Below are 20199 nucleotides of genomic sequence, written 5' to 3'. Positions count from 1 at the left end.
AGGACCGGCGGCACCCTAGGCTCCCCGGGTGGACTTCGAGTTCACCCAGCGCACCCCGGCGGGCCCGCTCGCGCGCTACGTCGAGTCGGTGTGGCACGCCCGGGGCCAGATCCCCTACGTCCGGGAGCGGATCGCCCCCACCGGCTCCACGGTCGCCGGCATCGTCCTCGGGCCGCCCATCCGGCAGACCCCCGCGGACGGGCCCGCGTTCCTCGCCTCGACCGGCTTCCTGATCGGCCCGCACGACCGGCCACTGGTCAACGAGCCGACCGGGCGGACCGACTGCGTCGGCGTGGTCACCACGCCGGTCGGCTGCCGGGCGGTGTTCGGCGTCGACCCCGCTCCGCTGCGCGGCCGCGTGGTGGACCTCGGGACGGCGTGGCGCGCCGCACCCGGACTGCGGGCGGAGCTCCTCGCCGGCAGCGGTGATCCCGACTCGATGCTCGACCGCACGGAGGCCGTCCTGCTCTCCGGCCTCGACGAGACCGTCCGGGGACTGCCGCGCTGCGCCGTGGCCGTCGCCGCCCTGGAGGCCGAGCCGGCCCGGTCCATCGCCGAACTGGCCGCCGAGCTCGGGATCTCCCACGGCCACCTCGACCGGGAGTTCACCCGGGTCGTCGGCCTCGGCCCCCGGACGCTGGCCCGGGTGCTCCGCGTCCGCCGCCTGCTGGAGCAGATCGACGTCCAGGACCGGGTGGCCTGGACCCGCCTGGCCGCGGACCTGGGCTGGTACGACCAGGCGCACCTGGTCCGGGACGTCACCCGGCACACCGGCGTCCCGCCGTCGGCCTACGTCGCCGCGCAGCGGCAGTTCCTGGACCCCGACGACCCGGCCCCGGGTTTCGTGCCCGAGAGGTGAAGTTCGTCCAAGACGCGTCCCGCACCCGGCCGCGATCCTGCGCCCATGAGCCGAGCATTCGCCGTCACCCGCGACATCGACCGTCCCGTGGATCAGGTGTGGGCCCGGCTGACCGACTGGGACCGGGCGGCCCCGTGGCTCGGCGTCGACGCGATCCTCGCGGACGGCGCCACCGCCGTCGGGACGACGCTGCGGTTCACCGCCCGCGGCAAGGAGCGGGTCAGTGAGATCGCCGCCCTCGACCCCGGCCGGTCGGTCACGCTCCGCTCGCGGCAGGGCGGGGTGACCGCCGACTACACCTACGCCGTCGAGCCGGCCGGGCCCGGCAGCCGGGTGACCCTCGTCGCCGACGTCGCCACCCGGGGGGCGTGGTCACTGGCCGGGCCGGCGATCCGGGCGGCGATCCGGCGCACCGACGCCGGCCAGCTCGACGCCTTCGACCGCGAGCTCGCCGTGACCTGATCCCGCCTCGCCCGGGGCGCGTGTGCGACCGTCTGTCCCCGTGGTGAACGTTCTCTCGATCCAGTCCCACGTCGCCTACGGGCACGTGGGCAACTCGTCGGCGGTCTTCCCGCTGCAGCGGCTCGGCGTCGAGGTGTGGCCGGTGCACACGGTGCAGTTCTCCAACCACACCGGCTACGGCGAGTGGACCGGGCGGGTGTTCGACGGGCAGGCCGTCGAGGAGGTCGTCCAGGGCATCTCCGACCGCGGCGTGCTCGGCCGCTGCGACGCCGTCCTGTCGGGGTACCTCGGGTCGGCCGACATCGGGCACGCCGTCGTCGGGACGGTCGCGACGGTGCGTGCCGCCAACCCCGACGCCGTGTACTGCTGCGACCCGGTGATCGGCGACGTCGGGCGCGGCGTCTTCGTGCGGCCGGGCATCGAGGAGTTCATGCGCGAGGTCGCGGTGCCAGCCGCCGACCTCGTCACGCCCAACCACTTCGAGCTCGACCTGCTGTCCGGGACGACGACGACGTCGCTCGACGCGGTCAAGGACGCGGTCGCGGCCGTGCAGGCGCTCGGCCCCCGGGTGGTCCTGACGACGTCGCTGGTCACCGACGACACCCCGGACGACTGCGTCGACCTGCTGGCGTCCGAGGGCGGCCGGCACGTCCGCGTGCGCACGCCCCGGCTGGACGTGTCGGTCAACGGCGCCGGCGACGCCATCGCCGCGCTGTTCCTCGCGCACTGGCTGGACACCGGCTCGGCCGCCGACGCGCTCGGCCGGGCCGCGGCCTCGGTGTTCGGCCTGCTGCGGCGGACCGAGGAGGCCGGGTCGCGGGAGATCCTCCTCGTGGCCGCACAGGAGGAGTTCGTGACGCCGACCCGCACCTTCCCCGTCGACGAGGTCTGAACAGCACCCAGGTCAGACCGGGAGTGCTTCCCGGCTGCTCTCCCGGGCGGCCGGCGTCCCCAGCAGGGGCAGCGGAACGTGCGCGGTCTCCCGGGCGGTGAGGGCGCAGAGCCCGGCCACCCCGGCGGCGGCCGCGGTCAGGATGGCCACCGGCAACCAGCCGTTGGGGCCGTCGCCGACGATCGCCGCGGCGATCGTCGGTGAGAAGCCGCCGAGCGCGAACCCGATCTGCGTGCCGATCGCCATCCCGGAGTACCGCACGCGGGTGTCGAACATCTCGCCGTACAGCGTCGGCCAGACGCCGTTCGCCGCGGAGTAGACGACGCCGGAGAGCAGCACCGCGAAGAGTAAGATCAGCGGCCAGTCCCCCTGCTGCACGGCCCAGAGGAACGGGAACACCAGGACGGCGGAGCCGAGCGCCCCGAGAGCGAACACCGGCCGGCGACCGATCCGGTCCGACAGCTTGGCCCACAGCGGGATGGCGGCCAGGGCGACGACGTTCGCGGTGACGATGACCCACAGGAACGTCGACCGCTCCAGGCCCAGGTCGTTGGTCGCCCAGGCGAGCGACCACGTGGCGACGACGGTGCTGACCACCGAGACCAACGCGCACAGGACCACCCGCAGAACGCTCGCCCAGTGGTCGCGGAACAGGACGGCGACCGGGAGCTTGGCCACGCCTTCGGACTGCTCGACCTTCTCGAACTCCGCCGTCTCGGGCAGCGTCCGGCGCACCCAGTAGCCGACCGCCACGACGATGACGGACAGGAAGAAGGGAACCCGCCAGCCCCAGGTGAACAGCTGCTCGTCCGGCAGTGCCGCGACGGGGATGAACACCAGGGTGGCCAGGATGAGTCCGGCCTGGGTGCCGCTGAGCGTGAAGCTCGTGAAGAAGCCGCGCCGACCTTCGGGGGCGTGCTCCATCGTCAGCGAGTTGGCGCCGCTCTGCTCCCCCGCGGCCGAGAGTCCCTGCATGACCCGGAGGACGACCAGCAGGACCGGTGCGGCGACCCCGATCGCGGCGTAGGACGGCAGCGCGCCGATCAGGAACGTCGAGGCGCCCATCAGCAGCAGGGTCAGGACGAGCATCTTCTTGCGGCCGACCTTGTCGCCGAAGTGGCCGATGATGACCGCGCCGATGGGCCGCGCCACGTAGGCGACACCGAACGTGGCCAGCGAGAGCAGCGTCGCGGTGGCCGGGTCGGAGTCGGCGAAGAAGACGGTCGGGAAGACGAGGCCGGCAGCGGCGCCGTAGATGAAGAAGTCGTAGTACTCGAGCATGCTGCCGACGAAGCTGGCGAGCGCGGCCTTGCGCGGCACGCCCTCGACGGTGCCGCCGGAGGCGGTGGTGGTGCTCATGGAGGTCTCCTGGAGTACCGGCGGCAGCGATCTGGTCGTGCCGGTGGTCGGTGCGGTCAGCGGAGCGGCGGTGCGGCAACTGCAGTGGCTTATGTACCAACTGGTTACGTACCAGATGGTGAGGTGATGGGCGTCACCTTGTCAAGCCGACCGCCCGGCACGCGTCAGTGCGCGGTCAGGTACTCCACGACGAGGTCGCCCAGCATCCGGCGCTGGTGCTCACGACGGCCCGGGTCGAGCAGTTCGCGCCCGAAGATCGCGCCGAACGTGTGCCGGTTCGCCGTCCGGAAGACGCAGAACGCGCTGATGATCTGGTGGACGTCGAGAGCGTCCACGTCCTCCCGGAAGACGCCGGCCGCCCAGCCGCGCCGGAGGATCGCGCCCAGGACGTCGAGCGCGGGATTGGCCAGGCCGGAGAGGACCTTCGACCGGGCGATGTGCTGGGCGCGGTGGATGTTCTCGATGCTCACCAGGCGGATGAAGTCCGGATGGGACTCGTGGTGGTCGAACGTCAGCCCGGCGAGCTCGCGGATCGCCTCGACCGGGTCCAGGTGCTCGACGTCCAGCTGCTGCTCGAGGCCGCGGATGAGGCTGTACGCCTGCTCGAGGACGGCGATGTAGAGCTGCTCCTTGCCCCCGAAGTAGTAATAGATCATCCGCTTCGTGGTGCTGGTCTTGTCCGCGATCAGGTTGATCCGTGCGCCGGCGTAGCCCTGGTCGGCGAACTCACGGGTGGCGACGGCCAGGATGTCGGCGCGTGTGCGGTCCGCGTCCCGGGTGCGCTCGGGGCCCACCGTCGCGAGGGCTCCGCCGTCGGCCCCGGCGGGCGTTCCGGACTCGGACGGCTGCGCGGTCACAGATCTCCTCCAGCTCGGCGGACGACGCCGAGCCTAGGCGCCGCGGGTACGGGCTGGACCCCGGGCCACCCGACGGAGGGGCTGGCGCCGGCCGTCGGAATGTGGTCCCCTGAGGGCTAACTCACCAACTGGTACACAGGCGGAGGCCCCCGTGAGCCGCACCTCGCAGAGCTTTCTCACCGGCCTCGTCGGTGCGGGCATCGGGCCGTCCCTGACGCCGGCGATGCACGAGCGCGAGGCCGACGAGCTGGGCATCCGCTACCTCTACCGCCGCTTCGACCTCGACCGCCTCGAGCTCTCGCCCGAGTCCGTCGGGGACCTCGTCGCCGCGGCGCGGCTCGCCGGCTACGACGGCCTCAACATCACCCACCCGTGCAAGCAGCTGGTCCTCCCCCACCTGGACGAGCTGTCCCCCGACGCCGAGGCACTGGGCGCGGTGAACACCGTGGTGTTCGGCGACGGCAGGGCGGTGGGCCACAACACCGACTGGTCGGGCTTCGCGCGCGCGTTCGACCGGGGCCTGTCGGATGCCCGGCTCGATCGGGTGGTCCTCCTCGGCGCCGGCGGTGCCGGTTCCGCCGTGGCTCACGCGCTGCTCACCCTGGGCACCACCCGGCTGACCGTGCTCGACCTCGACCCGGAGCGGGCGGCCGGGTTGGCGGCGTCGCTCGAGGAACGGTTCGGCGCGGGCCGCGCGGTCGGGAGCGCGGCCGCCGACATCGCGGCCGCGGTCGCCGAGGCCGACGGCCTCGCGCACGCCACCCCGACGGGGATGGCCGCCCACCCCGGGCTCCCGGTGCCCGCCGACGTGCTGCGACCGGATCTCTGGGTCGCCGACATCGTCTACCGGCCGCTGGAGACCGCACTGGTCCGCGCCGCCCGGGATCTCGGCTGCCGGGTCCTCGACGGCGGCGGCATGGCCGTGTTCCAGGCCGTGGACGCCTTCCGTCTCTTCACCGGCATCGAACCCGACGCCGACCGCATGCTCCGTCACTTCGCGACCCTGGTCGACGCGCCGGAGTCCGACGCCCGTGTCTGACGTGCAGCGGACCATCGCCACGGTGTGCCTGTCGGGCACGCTGGAGGACAAGCTCGCCGCCGCGTCCGGTGCCGGGTTCGACGGCATCGAGATCTTCGAGCCCGACCTGATCGCCTCCCCGTGGGCGCCGAAGGAGCTGGCCGCCCGCTGCGCGGACCTCGGCCTGTCGATCGACCTCTACCAGCCCTTCCGGGACCTGGACTCCACCGATGCGGAGCGGTTCGAGCGCAATCTCCGGCGGGCCGACCGGAAGTTCGACGTCATGGCCGAGCTCGGCACCGACACCGTGCTGGTCTGCTCATCGGTCGCGCCCGACGCGGTCGACGATCCCGACCGGCTCGCGGGACAGCTGGCTGCGGCGGCCGCGCGGGCCGGCGAACGGGGACTGCGCATCGCCTACGAGGCGCTGGCCTGGGGGCGGCACGTCGCCACCTGGGAGGCGTCCTGGGACGCCGTCCGGCGGGCGGACTCCCCCGCTCTCGGCCTCTGCCTGGACAGCTTCCACGTGCTCTCGCGCAACGGGGACCCCGCGGGCTTCGCCGCCGTCCCCGCCGAGAAGCTCTTCTTCCTCCAGCTGGCCGACGCCCCGCAGCTGGACATGGACGTCCTCCAGTGGAGCCGCCACCACCGGCTGTTCCCCGGCCAGGGCGCCCTCGACCTGGCGGGCTTCCTCGCGCACGTCCTCGCCGCCGGCTACGCCGGCCCGCTGTCGCTCGAGGTCTTCAACGACGTCTTCCGGCAGGCCGAGCCGGGCCGGGCCGCGGTGGACGCCATGCGGTCGCTGCTCTGGCTGGAGGAGGCGCTGGCGCTGCGCCGTCCCGACCTGGGGACGACGGCACCGCCGCCGGCGCCGGCGCTGAGCGGCTACGCCTTCACCGAGCTGGCCGTCGACGGGGTGTCCGGCCCGGAGCTCGCCGGTGCCCTCGGCGCGCTCGGCTTCGCCCACACCGGCCAGCACCGCTCCAAGCCGGTGCAGCTGTGGGAGCAGGGCGCGGCGCGGGTGCTGCTCAATGCCTCCGTCGTCCGGCCGGCGGGCGCCGGGGACGCCGAGGTGGCCGCGCTCGCCCTGGAGAGCGCGGACCCCGGCCGTTCGGCGGCGCGGGCCGAGGCCTTCCGGGCACCGGTCCTCCCCCGCACCCGAGGGGCCACCGAGGCCGACCTGTCCGCGGTCGAGGCCCCCGACGGGACCCAGGTGTTCTTCGCCCGCACCGGGCCCGGCGGCTGGCCGGCCGACTTCCTGCCCACCGGGACCGACGCCGGATCGGGGGCGGGGATCACCGCGGTCGACCACGTCGCGCTCACCCAGCCGTTCGACTCCTTCGACGGGGCGGGGCTGTTCTACCGCTCGGTGCTGGGGCTGGAGCCGGAGAGCGTCACCGAGTACGCGGCGCCCTTCGGGCTGGTGCGCAGCCGCGCCGTGACCGGCCCGGGCCGCGCCGTCCGGCTGGCGCTCAGCGTATCGCTGCTCCGCCGGGGCGAGTGGGCGCCCGGCGTCCCGGCGCCGCAGCACATCGCCTTCGTCACCTCGGACCTCGTCGCCACCGCCCGGGCCCTGCGCGCGGCGGGCGCGCCGCTGCTCGCCGTCCCGGTGAACTACCACGACGACCTCGAGGCCCGGCTGGACCTGGACGCGGATCTCCTGGACGCGATGCGCGAGTGCGGCCTCTTCTACGACGAGGACGGGCAGGGGGGTTACCTGCAGCTGTTCACCGAGGTGCTCGGGTCGCGCGTGTTCTTCGAGGTCGTGCAGCGGCTCGGCGGTTACGACGGCTACGGCGCGGTCAACGCCCCCGTGCGGATGGCGGCTCACCGGCGGTTGCGCACGTCGGCGGAGTGACGCCCGGCGCACGGTTACTGTCCTACCAGTGAGCGCAGCCCCTTCCGTCGAGACGGCGACCCCCGGCACCAGCGCGAAGGACGTCGTCCGACAGGCCGCCCGGCGCCGCACCTTCGCCGTCATCAGCCATCCCGACGCCGGCAAGTCGACGCTGACCGAGGCGCTCGCCCTGCACGCCCGGGTGATCGGCCAGGCCGGTGCCGTCCACGGCAAGGCCGGGCGACGCGGCACCGTGTCCGACTGGATGGACATGGAGCGCGACCGCGGCATCTCCATCACGTCGGCGGCGCTCCAGTTCGAGTACGGCCCCGGTGAGGACAAGGCCGTCATCAACCTGCTGGACACCCCGGGCCACGCCGACTTCTCCGAGGACACCTACCGCGTCCTCACCGCCGTCGACGCCGCGGTGATGCTGATCGACGCCGCCAAGGGCCTGGAAGCCCAGACGATGAAGCTCTTCGCGGTCTGCCGGCACCGCGGCATCCCGGTACTGACCGTCGTCAACAAGTGGGACCGCCCGGGCAAGGACGCCCTCGAGCTCATGGACGAGATCCAGGACCGCACCGGACTGACGCCGACCCCGCTCACCTGGCCGGTCGGGATCGCCGGCGACTTCCGCGGCGTGCTCGATCGCTCCGACGGCACGTACCGCCGGTTCACCCGCACCGCCGGCGGCGCCACGATCGCGCCGGAGGAGACCCTGTCGGCCGACGCCGCGGCCGAGCGCGAGGGCGACGCCTGGCAGCAGGCGGTCGAGGAGGTGGCGCTGCTGGCCGAGACCAGCGGCGAGCACGACCAGTCGCTGTTCCTGGACGGCGTCACGACGCCGGTGCTGTTCGCCTCGGCGGTGTCCAACTTCGGTGTCGGGGCACTGCTGGACACCCTGGTCGGTCTCGCTCCCCCGCCGGGCGCCCAGCCGGACGCCGACGGGGGCACGCGCGCCCTGACCGACCCGTTCAGCGCCTTCGTGTTCAAGGTGCAGGCGGGCATGGACACCGCGCACCGCGACCGGCTGGCGTTCATCCGCATCTGCTCCGGGGTCTTCGAGCGCGGCATGGTCGTCACGCACGCGGGCACCGGCCGGCCGTTCGCCACCAAGTACGCCCAGCACGTGTTCGGCCGGGAGCGGGAGAGCATCGACCGCGCCTACCCCGGCGACGTCGTCGGGCTGGTGAACGCCGCCGCCCTCGGGGTGGGCGACACGCTCTACGCCGAGCGCCCAGTGACGTTCCCGCCGCTCACCACGTTCGCGCCGGAGCACTTCGCGGTCTGCCGCGGCAAGGACACCGCCAAGCACAAGCAGTTCCGCCGCGGGATCGAGCAGCTGGACTCCGAGGGCGTCGTCCAGGTGCTGCGCTCGGACCGCCGGGGGGAGCAGGCGCCCGTGCTGGCGGTGGTGGGACCGATGCAGTTCGAGGTCGCGGTCCACCGCATGGAGCACGAGTTCAACGCGCCCATCGAGCTGGACCGGCTGCCGTACTCCCTGGCCCTGCGCACCGACGAGGCCTCGGCCCCGAAGGTCGCGACCGCCCGCGGCGCGGAGGTGCTGCAGCGGTCCAACGGTGAGCTGATCGCGGTCTTCAGCGACAAGTGGGGCCTGCGGGTGTTCAAGGACAACAACCCGGACCTGACCCTGGAGAGCCTGGTCGCCGCCCAGCTCTGAGGGATCAGCCGATGCCGGCGGCCCGGATGATCGCGGCGACGGTGTCGGCCGTCTCCGGCTGCACCGGGAGATGCGGCAGCACGGCGACCACCTCGTCGGGCTCCAGCCCGTGGGCGAGCAGCTCCTCGAGCAACCGCTCGGCGGCGTCCGGGCCGACCGGCACCGGCGCCCCGGTCGCGGTCAGCGCGGCCTCGGCGAGGAACAGCGACCCCGCGAGATCGGTGTCGGGGGCGGGCGGCCCGGCCGGTGCGGTCGCGGCACGGGTGGTCGCCTCCGCGGCGCGCACCAGCGACAGCGGCAGCCCCTCGGCCTCCACCTCGATCAGCGGGACGGCGCCCAGCGCGGCGAGCACGAGATGCTCGGCGTCGATCCGCAGCGGCGCCTCCCAGCCCCCGCCGCGGACGACGCCGGCCAGGTCGCCGGCGTCCTCCCCGACGTCGTCGGCCAGCTCCGCCCAGGCGTCGGGCCGCGTGCGGCGGGCCCGCTCGGCGGCGCGGACGCACGTCTCGTGCACGAAGGGGTGCAGCACCTCCTCGTCGAACCGGTGGGCCTGCAGGACGCCGTCGCCGCCCACGGCGTTGAGCGCGTCCTGGAAGCTGCCCGGCCGGGCGTCACCGAGATCGAGCCGGCCGTCCTCCTCGTCGCCGAGCGACAGGTCCTTCGCGGCCCGCTCCCCCACGGTCGTGCCGGTGGCGACGATCCGCCCGGCCGTCCGTAGGTAGTGGGGCTGGTCGGACATGCCGACCGCCCAGGCGCAGGACTCGGCGATCAGGTCCGCGGCCCGCTCCCGGAGCACCTCGCGGGTGAGCAGACCCATCCAGTCGACGTCGAACACGGCCTCCACTGTCCGTCAGCCGCGGATCTGCAGCAGCGCGACCTTGCCGTCCCGGAGTTCCGCGGTGAACGTCCCGCCGCCGTTGTAGCCGTCCCCGCTCACCTGGACGCCGAACTCCACGGTGTCGCCGGTCCGCCGCACCGACGTCGCCTCGATGCGGCTGTGCACGCCGATGTTCTCCCCGGCGTCCCACTCGGCGATGCGGTCGCGGCCGGCGAACCGTCGTCCCCAGTCGTCGACGGCGCCGTCGTCGGTGAAGGCGTCGAGGAACGCGGCCCGGTCCTCGGTGTTGGTCGCCTCGAGCAGCCGGGCCACCTCCGGGGGCAGCTCGGTCACGCCGGCGCCGCCGGCTCGGTCAGCGGGAGCAGCACCTGGAAGCGGGTGTCGCCCGGCGTCGAGGTGACCCGCAGGTCGCCGCCGTGCCGCTTGACCACGATCCGGAACGAGACGTCGAGCCCGAGACCTGTCCCCTGGCCGACGGGCTTGGTGGTGAAGAACGGCTCGAACACGCGGCGGCGCAGCTCCTCGGGAATGCCGGGCCCGGTGTCGGCGATCTCGACCAGCGCGCAGTCGCCGTCCCTGGCCGTGCGCAGGGTCAGCGTGCCCTGCCCGGCCATGGCGTCGAGCGCGTTGACGATCAGGTTGGTCCACACCTGGTTGAGCTCGCCGGCGTAGGCGGGCACCTGCGGCAGGCTGCGGTCGTACTCCTTTACCACGGTGACCCCCGACGGGACCTTGGCGCTGAGCATCACCAGCGTCGCGTCGAGACCGACGTGCAGGTCGGTCGGCTGGTGCGGGGTGCGGTCCATCTGCGAGTACTGCTTGGCGGCGTCGACGAGCGTCGAGATCCGGCCGGTGCTGTCGGCGATCTCGGCCAGCAGGGTCTCGGTCTCGACGGTGTACGCCAGCCAGCGCAGGGCCGGCTCCAGGAAGGACGGCGCGACGGCGTCGGCGACCCGCTCGAGGTCGTCGGCCGCCAGGCCCGCCGCGACGAAAACCCCGGCCAGCTCCCACGGCTGGGTCACGTCGCGTTCCTCGAGCCAGTCGCCGAGCTGGTCCTCACGGTCCGACCGCTCCAGGGCGGGAAGGTCGCCGGCGCTCCCGACCCGGGACACGAACTCCTCCTGGAGCACCGTGAGCGACTGGAGCACCTGGCCGTCGAGCTTGCCGTCGGCGAGCATCGCGAGCTTGTGCCGCATGCCGGCGAACCGGTCGCGCAGCGACGCCGTGGCGCGGGCGGCCGCGGCCGCCGGGTTGTTCAGCTCGTGGGTGAGCCCGGCGGTCAGCTTGCCGAGCGCCAGCAGCCGTTCCCGCTGCGCGACCACCTCGGCGACGTTGCGCTGGCCGACGAACAGGCCCTCCAGGAGGTGCACGGCCATCGGGTACCACCGGCGGAACACCTCGGCGAACGGCTGGGCCGGCAGGGCGAGGAACCGGCAGTCGGTGACCGCGCGGACGGTCGCGGGGTAGAGCTGCTCGAGCCGGTCGCCGAAGTAGAACTGGACCGCTCCGGAGTAGACGCCGCGGTCCGAGCTGCGGACGGTCTCGACCTCCGTGCCGCCGATCGTCCGCACCATGCTGAGCGTCCCGTCGAGCAGGACGAAGAAACACTCCGCGGGCTCCCCCTCCACCGACACGTCCGACCCGGCGGGGCACTCGATGACGTCACCGTTGCCGGAGACCCACTCGAGCTGCGCGTCGTCGAGGTGCTCGAAGAGGAAGAGCTCGCGCAGCTCGGCGGGGCTCATCCGGGGCGGGGTCTGCGTCATCTCTCCCCCAGGTAGCGGTGCACGAGGGTCACCGCCATGGCGCCCTCCCCCACGGCCGAGGCCACCCGCTTGACCGACTCGGCCCGCACGTCCCCGGCGACGAACACGCCGGGAAGGCTGGACTCGAGGAAGTACGGGTCGCGGTCGAGCGGCCAGCCGTGCGGCCGGCGGCCGTCCTCGAGCAGGCCCGGTCCGGTGGGGATGAAGCCCCGGTCGTCGCGGACGACGGCGCCGTCGAGCCAGTGCGTGCGCGGCGCGCCGCCGATGAAGACGAACAGGTGGTTCGCCGGGTAGGTCGTCCGATCGCCGGTCTTCGCGTCCAGCAGCGTGACCTGCTCGAGGTGGTCGGTGCCGTGCGCCTCGGCGACGGTGGTGCACGTGTGGACGTGCACGTTCTCGATGCCGGCGAGCTGCTCGATGAGGTAGTGCGACATCGACTCCTCCAGCGAGGGCCCGCGGACCAGCACGTGCACCGACCCCGCGTACCGGGCGAAGTAGACCGCCGCCTGACCTGCGGAGTTCGCGCCGCCGACGATGAAGACCTTCTGGTCGGCGCACTCGGCGGCCTCGGTCATCGCCGAGCCGTAGTAGACGCCCCGCCCGGTCAGGCCGTCGGCGCCGTCGACGTCGAGGCTGCGGTAGGAGACGCCGGTGGCGAGGACGACGGAGTGCGCGGCGATCGTGCTGCCGTCGGCGAAGCGCAGCACCCGCTTGGCGCCGTGCGCCTCCAGTGCCACGCAGTCGCGGGTCAGCAGCATCTCGGCGCCGAACTTCGCCGCCTGGCGCCGCGCCCGCTCGGCCAGCTGCCCGCCGGAGACGCCATCGGGAAAGCCGAGGTAGTTCTCGATCCGGCTGCTCTGGCCGGCCTGTCCGCCGGTCGCCTCCCGCTCGACCAGCACCGTACGCAGCCCCTCGGACGCGCCGTAGACGGCCGCGCCCAGCCCGGCCGGCCCGCCGCCGACCACGACCAGGTCGTAGAACTCCTCGCGCGGCTCGGCGTTGAGTCCCGCCATCGCGGCCAGCTCGGCGTCGCTCGGCGCGAGGAGGACCACGGCGTCGGGGGTGACGACGACTGGGACGTCGTCGGGCCCGGCGCCCGCGGCCTCCAGCAGCCGCTTTCCCTCCGGCTCCTCGACGCTGTACCAGCGGTAGGGGACGGCGTTGCGGGCCAGGAAGTCGCGCGCGCGGAACGACGGCGCCGACCAGCGGTGCCCGATGATCTTGACCTCCTCGACCGCGCCGTCGTGGCTGTCCCGCCACGACTCGATCATCGCGTCCACGACCGGGTAGAGCTTCTCCTCCGGCGGGTCCCAGGGCTTGAGCAGGTAGAAGTCGACGTCGACGACGTTGATCGCCTGGATGGCCGCCTCGGTGTCGGCGTAGGCCGTCAGCAGGGCCCTTCGCGCCCGCGGGAACAGGTCCATGGCGCGCTCGAGGAAGTCGATGCCGTTCATCTGCGGCATCCGGTAGTCGGCGAGCATCGCCGCGACGCTGTCGCCCCGGAGCTTGAGCTCGCGGAGGGCGTCGAGCGCCTCGTCCCCGGAACTGGCCCGCAGCACGCGGAACTCCTCGCCGTACCTGCGCCGCAGGTCACGCGCAACCGCGCGCGAGACCCCCGGGTCGTCGTCCACGCTGAGCAGGACCGGCTTGCCCATGCGGCCTCCTGTCGAGAGTTCCGGAGACCCGACGCTGGGCCACCATCAACGCTAGTCGCGCTCGCGCACGATGTGCACTGCCGCTTCCTCCGCCGAGGCGGCCGCGCCGTCGATGCCCTCGTCCTCGGCCCACAGCTCGTCGTCGCTGTCGGTCGTGCCGCCGCCGTCGGCGTCCACCAGGCGGCCGGCCCGCTCGTCACCGACCTCGTCGTCGAGCAGCTCGCCGTCGGTGTCGGAGCTGTCGCCGAGGCCGTCGCCCTCGTCCGGCGAGCCGTCGGGCAGCTCGCGGGCCAGCCGGCCGTCGAGGCTCTCGCCGGCCGACTCCTCCGCCTCCGTCGTGCCCCAGTCGTTCACCGCCCACGGCCGCTCGGGCGGCGACCAGCCGGTGTCCAGGACGTCGCGCACGCCGGGGGTGCCGTCCAGGGTGTCCTCCGGCTCCAGGACGCCGGAGGCTTCCTCGGGGTCGGTGCCGTCCGTACCGTAGAAGCCAGGTTCCATGCCGTTCTCCCCTTGTGATGGTGGTGCGCGATGTCAGCTGCTGCGATGCCCGGAATCGACCCGTCGGCGCCCCCCAGCGGCACCGGTTGCGCGGACTGCGAGGACACCGGCGGCTGGTGGTTCCACCTGCGCCGCTGCGCGCAGTGCGGGCACATCGGCTGCTGCGACTCCTCGCCGAGTCAGCACGCCCGGGCGCACGCCGCCGCCGCGGGACACCCGGTGATGCGCAGCTTCGAGCCGGGCGAGAGCTGGTTCTGGGACTTCACCACCGAGCGGGACGTCGAGGGGCCCGAGCTCGCCCCGCCGACCGCCCACCCCGTCGATCAGCCGGCCCCGGGCCCGCGCGACCGGGTGCCGGCCGACTGGCGACGGCACCTGCACTGACCCTGACACCTGCCCGAGTCTGGCCGACCGGCCGCTCCGCCGGTACCCCTGCGGGGCTCACTCCGAGGCGGACCCCGCGGTGTCCCCGGCGGCCTGCTCGCTCCCCGGCGCCCCGATCCACACGGTCTTGGCGTTCATGAACTCGCGCATGCCCACCTCGGTGAGCTCCCGGCCGTAGCCGCTCTGCTTCACGCCGCCGAAGGGCAGCTCCGGGTGGCTGGTCACCATCCCGTTGACGAAGGCCATGCCCGCGGCGACGTCCCGGATGAACCGGGTTCGTTCGTCCTCGTCCTCGCTCCACAGATTGGCGCCGAGCCCGTACGGATGGCTGTTGGCGATCTCGATCGCCTCGTCCAGGCCGTCGACCGTGAACAGCGCCGCCACCGGGCCGAAGACCTCCTCGAAGTACAGGTCCATCTCCGGCGTGATGCCCGACAGCAGCGTCGGCTCGTAGAACCAGCCGGGCCGGTCGACCCGCTTCCCGCCGACCAGCGCCGTGGCGCCCTTCGCGACGGCGTCGTCCACGTACTTCTCGACGTCCTCCCGGCCGGACTCGGTCGCCAGCGGACCGACCTGGGTGTCGGGGTCCATCGGGTCGCCGATGGTCAGCGCCGCGATCTTCTCCGCGAACAGCCGGGTGAACTCCTCGGCGACGTCGCGGTGCACGAAGAACCGCTTGGCGGCGATGCAGCTCTGCCCGTTGTTCTGATTGCGCGCGGTGACGGCGACCTCCGCCGCCTTCTCCAGGTGCGCCGACGGCATGACGATGAAGGGGTCGCTGCCGCCGAGCTCCAGGACGGTCGGCTTCAGCGCGTCGCCGGCGATCGAGGCCACGGACTGCCCGGCCGGGGCGCTCCCGGTGAGCGTGGCGGCCACGACCCGGTCGTCGCGCAGCACCCGCTCGATCGTGCCGGAGCCGACCAGCAGGGTCTGGAAGACGTCGTCCGGGAAGCCGGCCTTGCGGAAGAGCTCCTCGAGGTAGAGGGCGGTCTGCGGCACGTTGCTGGCGTGCTTGAGCAGGCCGACGTTGCCGGCCATGAGTGCCGGGGCGGCGAACCGCATGGCCTGCCAGAGCGGGAAGTTCCAGGGCATGATCGCGAGCACCACGCCCAGGGGCTGGTGGACGACGTAGGCCTGCTGGGCGCCGACGGCCGCCGCGTCCTTGGTCTCGGGCTCGAGGAACGCCGGACCGTGCTCGGCGTAGTAGCGGAGCGCCTTGGCGCACTTGCCGACCTCCGCCTTCGCCGACGCGAGCGTCTTGCCCATCTCGGTGGTCATCAGCTCGGCCACCGCGTCGGTGTCGGCGTCCAGGACGTCGGCCGCGGCACGCAGCCAGCCGACGCGCTGCTCCGCCGTCGTCAGCCGGTACGTCGCCCAGGCGGCCGCCGCGCGGGCGATCTTCTCCTCGAGCGCCTCCTCCGAGATCGGCTCGTAGGTCTTCAGCGTCTCGCCGGTCGCCGGGTTGATGGTGGCGATCGCCATGGTGGTCTCCCGTCAGCGCTTCTGCGGTTCCGCGTGCTTGTCCCCGTGCCCGGCCGGCGTCGGGTGAAACCGCCGCCGAGCGGTCCGGCCGAGCTCCACCTAGCGTCCCCGCGGTGGAACTGTTCCGGACGAAGTCCGTCGAGAACATCGGGGCCGACGCGAGCGGCGAGGGCGAGTCGCACGGGGTCGGTCACCTGCGCCGGCACCTCAGCGCCCGGCACCTGGTCGGCTTCGGGATCGGCATCGTCATCGGGACGGGCATCTTCACGCTGACCGGCGTGGCAGCCCGGGACACGGCGGGGCCGGCGGTGGTGATCTCGTTCGCGATCGCCGGGGTCGTGGCCCTGCTCGCGGCGCTCTGCTACGCCGAGCTGGCCTCGAGCGTGCCGACCGCCGGCAGCGCCTACTCCTACGCCTACGCCACGGCCGGCGAGCTCATCGCCTGGATCATCGGCTGGGACCTGTTCCTGGAGTTCGCGCTCGGCGCCGCCGTCGTGGCCCGCGGGTGGTCGGGCTACGTGGGCAATCTGCTCGACCTGCCGACGTCCCTGTTCGGGGAGGAGACCACGGTCAACGTGGGCGCGGCGCTGATCGTGGTCGTCCTGACGGCGGTGGCCGCCCTCGGCATCCGGGAGTCCGCCCGCGTCACGAACGTCCTGGTCATCGTCAAGGTCGCCGTCTGCGTCTTCGTGATCGTCGCCGGTGCCTGGTTCATCCGGGGCGCCAACCTGACGCCGTTCATCCCGCCGGGCCGGCCCAGCGAGGGCGCCGGCGGCTGGGACCAGCCGCTGATCTCGGCCGTCGCGGGCCTCGAGCCGGCGGTGTTCGGCATCGGCGGCGTGCTCACCGCCGCTGCCGTCGTGTTCTTCGCCTACACCGGTTTCGAGGCGGTCGCGAACCTGTCGGAGGAGACCAAGCGCCCGGCGCGCGACCTGCCGCTGGGCCTGCTCGGCACGCTCGGCCTGGCCACGGCCCTCTACATCGGGGTCTCGTTCGTCCTGGTCGGGATGGTCGACACCCCTGACATCGATCCCGGTGCCCCGATCGCCGACGCCTTCGACCAGGTCGGGCTCGGCTGGGCATCGGCGCTGGTCTCCATCGCCGCGGTCGCCGGGTTGACGTCGGTGATCCTCGTCGACCTGGTCACGATGACCCGGATCGGTTTCGCGATGGGCCGGGACGGGCTGCTCCCCCAGTCGGTGGCGAAGGTCAGCCCGCGCACCGGCACCCCCGTCCGCATGACGCTGCTGTTCGCCGCGGTCGTGCTGGTGATGGCGAGCCTGGTCCCGCTGGAGGAGCTGGCCAACCTGGTCAGCATCGGCACGCTCTTCGCTTTCGTGCTGGTGTCGGCCGCGGTGCCGGTGCTGCGGCGTACCCGGCCGGACCTGCCGCGCCCGTTCCGGGTCCCGTTCTCGCCGGTCGTGCCGATCCTCTCCGCCGTCGCCTGCGTGTACCTGATGGCCAACCTCAGCATCGAGACGTGGGTGCGTTTCCTCGTCTGGCTGGTCATCGGGCTCGTGCTGTACGCGGTCTACGGCTACCGGCACTCGCGCGTGGGCGCAGCCGACGCCGCCGTCAGCCGAACAGATCGCTGAGGAAGGACTCCTTCTTCCGCCTCGGCTGCCCGTACTCCAAGGAACGGTGCGAGCTCGACTTCGACCCCTGCACCTGACGCAGAACCTCACCGACGACGCCGCTGAGCCCCTGCTGCGAGGCGGCCGGCTGCTGCTGGTGGCCCGCGGACGGCGGGGCCGCGGCCTGAGCCGGGGATACATCCCCGTGCCAGGTGTTCTCGGCGTCGATGAGCCGGTCGAGCTCGCCGCGGTCGAGGAAGATCCCGCGGCACTCCGAGCACTGGTCGACGTGGACGCCGTTGCGCTCGTAGGTGCGCATGGTGCCGTGACACTTGGGACAGGTCAGTTCCATGTGGCGCCAAACAGTAGCCACGCTCTTCGGGTTCCCCTTCCATTCAGTGGAGGCCGGGCATCGGTCCGTCGTAGGCCGGCAGGGATACTGGAGGAACCGCAGTCCTGACCGATGGGAGCACGTTGGTGGAACGAACGCGCACGGACGAGATGCGGGACGCCGTCCTGCCCGCGGTTCCCGGCGTGCGGAGGGGCTGACGATGGACAAGGTCATCGCATCGGCGCAGGAGGCCGTCGCCGACATCGCCGACGGTGCCGTCCTCGCCGTGGGCGGCTTCGGGCTGTGCGGCGTTCCGATCGCCCTCATCGACGCGATCCTCGAGCAGGGCGCCCGCAACCTGACCTCGATCTCCAACAACTGCGGCGTGGACGACCAGGCGCTGGGCGTGCTGCTCTACGCAGGCCGCATCAGCCGCACGATCAGCTCGTTCGTCGGCGGCAACAAGGAGCTGGCGCGGCTCTACCTGACCGGTGAGCTCGACGTCGAGCTGACCCCGCAGGGCACCCTCGCCGAGCGCCTGCGCGCCGGCGGGGCGGGCATCCCCGCCTTCTACACGCCCACCGGCGTCGGCACGATGGTCGCGGAGGGGGGCATCCCGATCCGCTACGACGCCGACGGCAACGTGGTGAAGACCAGCGAGCCCAAGGAGGTGCGCGTCTTCGACGGTCAGCAGTACGTCCTGGAGACCGCCCTGACTGCCGACTTCGGCCTGGTGCGGGCCGCGGTAGGCGACCGGCACGGCAACCTGGTGTTCCACGAGTCGGCGGGCAACTTCAACGCTCCCGCGGGCATGGCAGGGCGGGTCACGATCGCGGAGGTCGAGGAGCTCGTCGAGCCCGGCGAGATCCGGCCCGAGCACGTGCATCTGCCCGGGGTGTTCGTCGACCGCGTCGTCGTCGTCGGCACCGAGGGCAAGAAGATCGAGAAGCGCACCAACCGGCCGCGGACCGAGGGAGCAGCCTGATGACACTCACCCGTGAGCAGCTGGCGGCCCGCGTCGCACTCGAGCTGGAGGACGGCCAGTACGTCAACCTCGGCATCGGGATGCCGACTCTCGTCCCGAACTACGTGCCCGACGGCGTCCACGTCGTCCTGCACTCGGAGAACGGCGTCCTCGGTGTCGGCCCCTACCCCTTCGAGGGCGAGGAGGACGCCGACCTGATCAACGCCGGCAAGGAGACGGTGACGATCCTGCCGGGCGCGAGCTTCTTCGACTCGGCGATGTCGTTCGGGATGATCCGGGGCAAGCACCTCGACGTCGCGATCCTCGGGGCCATGCAGGTCAACGTCCGCGGCGACCTGGCCAACTGGCTGATCCCCGGCAAGATGGTCAACGGGATGGGCGGCGCGATGGACCTCGTCCACGGTGCTCGGCGCGTGATCATCATGATGGAGCACGTCGCCCGCGACGGGTCGCCCAAGATCGTCGAGGAGTGCACCCTGCCGCTCACCGGCAAGGCCTGCGTCGACCGGATCATCACCGACCTCGCCGTCATCGACGTCACCGACGACGGACTCGTGCTGCTCGAGGTGGCGCCCGGGGTCACGGTCGACGAGGTCGTCGCCGCGACCGGCGCACCGCTCACCGTCGCCGACGACGTCCCGGCGATGCCCCTCCCCGCCACCGTCTGACCCCGTTGTTCGACTCCGAGTGTCGGCCTGCTGTCGTCTCCCGGGCCCGGAGGCAGCAGTAGGCCGACGCTCGAGCCTCAGGCGAGCGCAGCCGCGATGCGGGCGACCAGCCGCTCGGGCCGGTGCAGGTCTTCCGCGGTCACGAACACCACCGTCCAGCCGGCCTCTCTCAGCCGGTTCAGCCGACGCCGGTCGGCGGCGACCTGCTGGGGTGTCTCCCCGTGCCAGAGCCCTTCGTACTCGACGGCGACCTTGACCTCAGGCCAGGCGAAGTCCACGCGGGCGACGAACCCGCCGGCGTCCCGGACGGTGAACTGGGCAATCGGCCGCGGGAGACCGGACCGGTGGAGCAGCAGCCGCAACCGCGTCTCCTGCGGTGACCCGGCGAGCCCGTCGGCGAGAGCGACCGCTTCCCGCACCTGTCGGCAGCCGCGGCCCGTCACCTCTACCGCACGCACCATCTCGAGGTTCGTCAGGCGACCGGCGACGAGGCGATCGATCAGCACGACGGCCTCGTCGAGCGGGCCGGTCCGGGCAAGGTCGACCGCCGTCACCTCGGCCGTCGTGACGGGGGTGCCCCGGCGCACGGTGACCGCCGCCGGATCGAGCAGCCGGCGCCGGACGGTGATCCCGGCTACCCGGCAGACGGTCGAGCGGGGCGGGACGGTCAGCTCGACGTCGTCGTCGCGCTCTGCGGCGGGCAGGCCCCACAACACGGCCGCGCTGCGTCCGGTGACCACTGACCCCGGCACGACCAGGCCCGCCGCTGCCACCGCACGAAGATGGTGGGTCACCGGGAGGTCGACGCAGGCGTAGACGTCCCGGAAGAGCCGCCGCCAGGCCGGGCTCCGCAACTCCCCGGGCGACAGCGTCCCCGCCGCGACGACGTCTGAGCCACGGAAGACCCGGCCGCGCAGGACTGCAGGACGGCGCGGGGCGACGGGCACACCGGAAGACTGACGAATCCGGGCGCCGGGCCCGTGCCGTCGTCCACAGGCCGACGTCCAGTGTCGGGCTGTCGTCCCTCCCCGGGCGGGAGACGACAACAGC

At 72.9% G+C, this 20199-nt stretch carries 20 protein-coding genes; 10 read left to right on the top strand and 10 right to left on the bottom strand.

The window, feature by feature from the left end; genetic code table 11:
* The first annotated feature begins 28 nt into the window (after positions 1-28).
* The 3 genes from E4P38_RS09170 to pdxY are packed head-to-tail and all read left to right on the top strand — an operon-like array spanning position 29 to position 2213.
* Positions 29-859, top strand: a complete 831-nt coding sequence (locus E4P38_RS09170) for a helix-turn-helix domain-containing protein (protein WP_167760506.1) — start codon at positions 29-31, stop codon at positions 857-859.
* Between the two features lie 45 nt (positions 860-904).
* Positions 905-1321 (top strand): SRPBCC family protein, encoded by a 417-nt coding sequence (locus E4P38_RS09165; RefSeq protein WP_135131475.1) that lies wholly within the window; start codon positions 905-907, stop codon positions 1319-1321.
* A gap of 40 nt (positions 1322-1361) precedes the next feature.
* Positions 1362-2213, top strand: a complete 852-nt coding sequence (gene pdxY, locus E4P38_RS09160; RefSeq protein WP_209309016.1) for a pyridoxal kinase PdxY — start codon at positions 1362-1364, stop codon at positions 2211-2213.
* Positions 2214-2225: 12 nt separating this feature from the next.
* Here the strand turns inward: pdxY and E4P38_RS09155 are convergent, their stop codons facing one another.
* Both E4P38_RS09155 and E4P38_RS09150 read right to left on the bottom strand, forming a co-directional pair.
* Positions 2226-3572 carry an MFS transporter gene (locus E4P38_RS09155; protein ID WP_135131474.1) on the bottom strand — a complete coding sequence of 449 codons (1347 nt, stop codon included), beginning with the start codon at positions 3570-3572 and terminating at the stop codon, positions 2226-2228.
* A 164-nt stretch (positions 3573-3736) separates the two neighbouring features.
* The gene (locus E4P38_RS09150) at positions 3737-4429 is read right to left on the bottom strand and encodes a TetR family transcriptional regulator (protein ID WP_209309015.1); all 693 of its coding nucleotides are present in this window, start codon (positions 4427-4429) and stop codon (positions 3737-3739) included.
* A 151-nt stretch (positions 4430-4580) separates the two neighbouring features.
* Between E4P38_RS09150 and E4P38_RS09145 the strand changes: the two genes are divergently transcribed.
* Genes E4P38_RS09145 through E4P38_RS09135 form a run of 3 tightly spaced genes read left to right on the top strand, consistent with a single transcriptional unit; the run spans position 4581 to position 8968 of the window.
* Complete coding sequence (locus E4P38_RS09145) at positions 4581-5468, top strand: shikimate dehydrogenase (protein WP_135131473.1); 888 nt, start codon at positions 4581-4583, stop codon at positions 5466-5468.
* Positions 5461-7305 (top strand): sugar phosphate isomerase/epimerase and 4-hydroxyphenylpyruvate domain-containing protein, encoded by a 1845-nt coding sequence (locus E4P38_RS09140; RefSeq protein WP_245160911.1) that lies wholly within the window; start codon positions 5461-5463, stop codon positions 7303-7305. The genes E4P38_RS09145 and E4P38_RS09140 overlap by 8 nt, the downstream gene beginning before the upstream one ends.
* A 28-nt stretch (positions 7306-7333) precedes the next feature.
* Positions 7334-8968: a peptide chain release factor 3 gene (locus tag E4P38_RS09135; RefSeq protein WP_135131472.1), complete on the top strand. Its 1635-nt coding sequence runs from the start codon at positions 7334-7336 to the stop codon at positions 8966-8968.
* 4 nt (positions 8969-8972) lie between these two features.
* Here the strand turns inward: E4P38_RS09135 and E4P38_RS09130 are convergent, their stop codons facing one another.
* From E4P38_RS09130 to E4P38_RS09110, 5 genes are read right to left on the bottom strand one after another with little or no spacing between them, the layout of a single operon-like run.
* Positions 8973-9803, bottom strand: coding sequence for a hypothetical protein (locus E4P38_RS09130; protein WP_135131471.1), 831 nt, complete (start codon positions 9801-9803; stop codon positions 8973-8975).
* Positions 9804-9818: 15 nt separating this feature from the next.
* Positions 9819-10139 carry a nuclear transport factor 2 family protein gene (locus E4P38_RS09125; protein WP_135131470.1) on the bottom strand — a complete coding sequence of 107 codons (321 nt, stop codon included), beginning with the start codon at positions 10137-10139 and terminating at the stop codon, positions 9819-9821.
* Positions 10136-11572, bottom strand: coding sequence for an ATP-binding protein (locus tag E4P38_RS09120; RefSeq protein ID WP_135131469.1), 1437 nt, complete (start codon positions 11570-11572; stop codon positions 10136-10138). Before E4P38_RS09120 ends, E4P38_RS09125 begins: the two co-directional genes overlap by 4 nt.
* Positions 11569-13227 (bottom strand): FAD-dependent oxidoreductase, encoded by a 1659-nt coding sequence (locus E4P38_RS09115; RefSeq protein WP_135131468.1) that lies wholly within the window; start codon positions 13225-13227, stop codon positions 11569-11571. Before E4P38_RS09115 ends, E4P38_RS09120 begins: the two co-directional genes overlap by 4 nt.
* Before the next feature lie 51 nt (positions 13228-13278).
* Positions 13279-13725, bottom strand: coding sequence for a DUF5709 domain-containing protein (locus tag E4P38_RS09110; protein ID WP_135131467.1), 447 nt, complete (start codon positions 13723-13725; stop codon positions 13279-13281).
* Positions 13726-13770: 45 nt separating this feature from the next.
* On the opposite strand from E4P38_RS09110, the gene E4P38_RS09105 reads away from it, so the two are divergent.
* Positions 13771-14109 carry a UBP-type zinc finger domain-containing protein gene (locus E4P38_RS09105; RefSeq protein WP_245160910.1) on the top strand — a complete coding sequence of 113 codons (339 nt, stop codon included), beginning with the start codon at positions 13771-13773 and terminating at the stop codon, positions 14107-14109.
* A 57-nt stretch (positions 14110-14166) separates the two neighbouring features.
* Here E4P38_RS09105 and E4P38_RS09100 read toward each other — a convergent pair whose 3' ends face one another.
* Positions 14167-15591 carry an NADP-dependent succinic semialdehyde dehydrogenase gene (locus tag E4P38_RS09100; protein WP_135131465.1) on the bottom strand — a complete coding sequence of 475 codons (1425 nt, stop codon included), beginning with the start codon at positions 15589-15591 and terminating at the stop codon, positions 14167-14169.
* 113 nt (positions 15592-15704) lie between these two features.
* Here E4P38_RS09100 and E4P38_RS09095 point away from each other — a divergent pair, with 113 nt between their 5' ends.
* Positions 15705-17186, top strand: coding sequence for an amino acid permease (locus tag E4P38_RS09095; RefSeq protein ID WP_135131464.1), 1482 nt, complete (start codon positions 15705-15707; stop codon positions 17184-17186).
* Here the strand turns inward: E4P38_RS09095 and E4P38_RS09090 are convergent.
* Complete coding sequence (locus tag E4P38_RS09090; protein WP_135131463.1) at positions 17167-17517, bottom strand: zf-TFIIB domain-containing protein; 351 nt, start codon at positions 17515-17517, stop codon at positions 17167-17169. The genes E4P38_RS09095 and E4P38_RS09090 overlap by 20 nt on opposite strands.
* A 199-nt stretch (positions 17518-17716) precedes the next feature.
* Here E4P38_RS09090 and E4P38_RS09085 point away from each other — a divergent pair, with 199 nt between their 5' ends.
* Both E4P38_RS09085 and E4P38_RS09080 read left to right on the top strand, forming a co-directional pair.
* Positions 17717-18481 (top strand): CoA transferase subunit A, encoded by a 765-nt coding sequence (locus tag E4P38_RS09085; RefSeq protein ID WP_135131462.1) that lies wholly within the window; start codon positions 17717-17719, stop codon positions 18479-18481.
* Entirely contained in the window at positions 18481-19149 is a 669-nt protein-coding gene (locus E4P38_RS09080) for a CoA transferase subunit B (protein WP_135131461.1), read from the top strand. Before E4P38_RS09085 ends, E4P38_RS09080 begins: the two co-directional genes overlap by 1 nt.
* A 77-nt stretch (positions 19150-19226) precedes the next feature.
* Here the strand turns inward: E4P38_RS09080 and E4P38_RS09075 are convergent, their stop codons facing one another.
* On the bottom strand, positions 19227-20096 hold the full coding sequence (locus tag E4P38_RS09075) for a hypothetical protein (protein WP_135131460.1): 870 nt from the start codon (positions 20094-20096) through the stop codon (positions 19227-19229).
* Positions 20097-20199 lie beyond the last annotated feature (103 nt).

Origin of the sequence: Blastococcus sp. CT_GayMR16, assembly GCF_004570875.1 — a bacterium.
Classification (GTDB): domain Bacteria; phylum Actinomycetota; class Actinomycetes; order Mycobacteriales; family Geodermatophilaceae; genus Blastococcus_B.
The sequence above is the reverse complement of the archived record's forward strand: the minus strand, read 5'-3'. Positions and strand labels throughout refer to the sequence as shown.

Excerpts from the sequence above, each read along its gene's own strand:
- E4P38_RS09085 (WP_135131462.1), top strand. The coding sequence starts at position 17,717 with ATGGACAAGGTCATCGCATCGGCGCAGGAGGCCGTCGCCGACATCGCC.
- E4P38_RS09165 (WP_135131475.1), top strand. The coding sequence starts at position 905 with ATGAGCCGAGCATTCGCCGTCACCCGCGACATCGACCGTCCCGTGGAT.
- E4P38_RS09100 (WP_135131465.1), bottom strand. The coding sequence starts at position 15,591 with ATGGCGATCGCCACCATCAACCCGGCGACCGGCGAGACGCTGAAGACC.
- E4P38_RS09155 (WP_135131474.1), bottom strand. The coding sequence starts at position 3,572 with ATGAGCACCACCACCGCCTCCGGCGGCACCGTCGAGGGCGTGCCGCGC.
- E4P38_RS09105 (WP_245160910.1), top strand. The coding sequence starts at position 13,771 with ATGCCCGGAATCGACCCGTCGGCGCCCCCCAGCGGCACCGGTTGCGCG.
- E4P38_RS09110 (WP_135131467.1), bottom strand. The coding sequence starts at position 13,725 with ATGGAACCTGGCTTCTACGGTACGGACGGCACCGACCCCGAGGAAGCC.
- E4P38_RS09080 (WP_135131461.1), top strand. The coding sequence starts at position 18,481 with ATGACACTCACCCGTGAGCAGCTGGCGGCCCGCGTCGCACTCGAGCTG.
- E4P38_RS09120 (WP_135131469.1), bottom strand. The coding sequence starts at position 11,572 with ATGACGCAGACCCCGCCCCGGATGAGCCCCGCCGAGCTGCGCGAGCTC.
- E4P38_RS09115 (WP_135131468.1), bottom strand. The coding sequence starts at position 13,227 with ATGGGCAAGCCGGTCCTGCTCAGCGTGGACGACGACCCGGGGGTCTCG.
- E4P38_RS09090 (WP_135131463.1), bottom strand. The coding sequence starts at position 17,517 with ATGGAACTGACCTGTCCCAAGTGTCACGGCACCATGCGCACCTACGAG.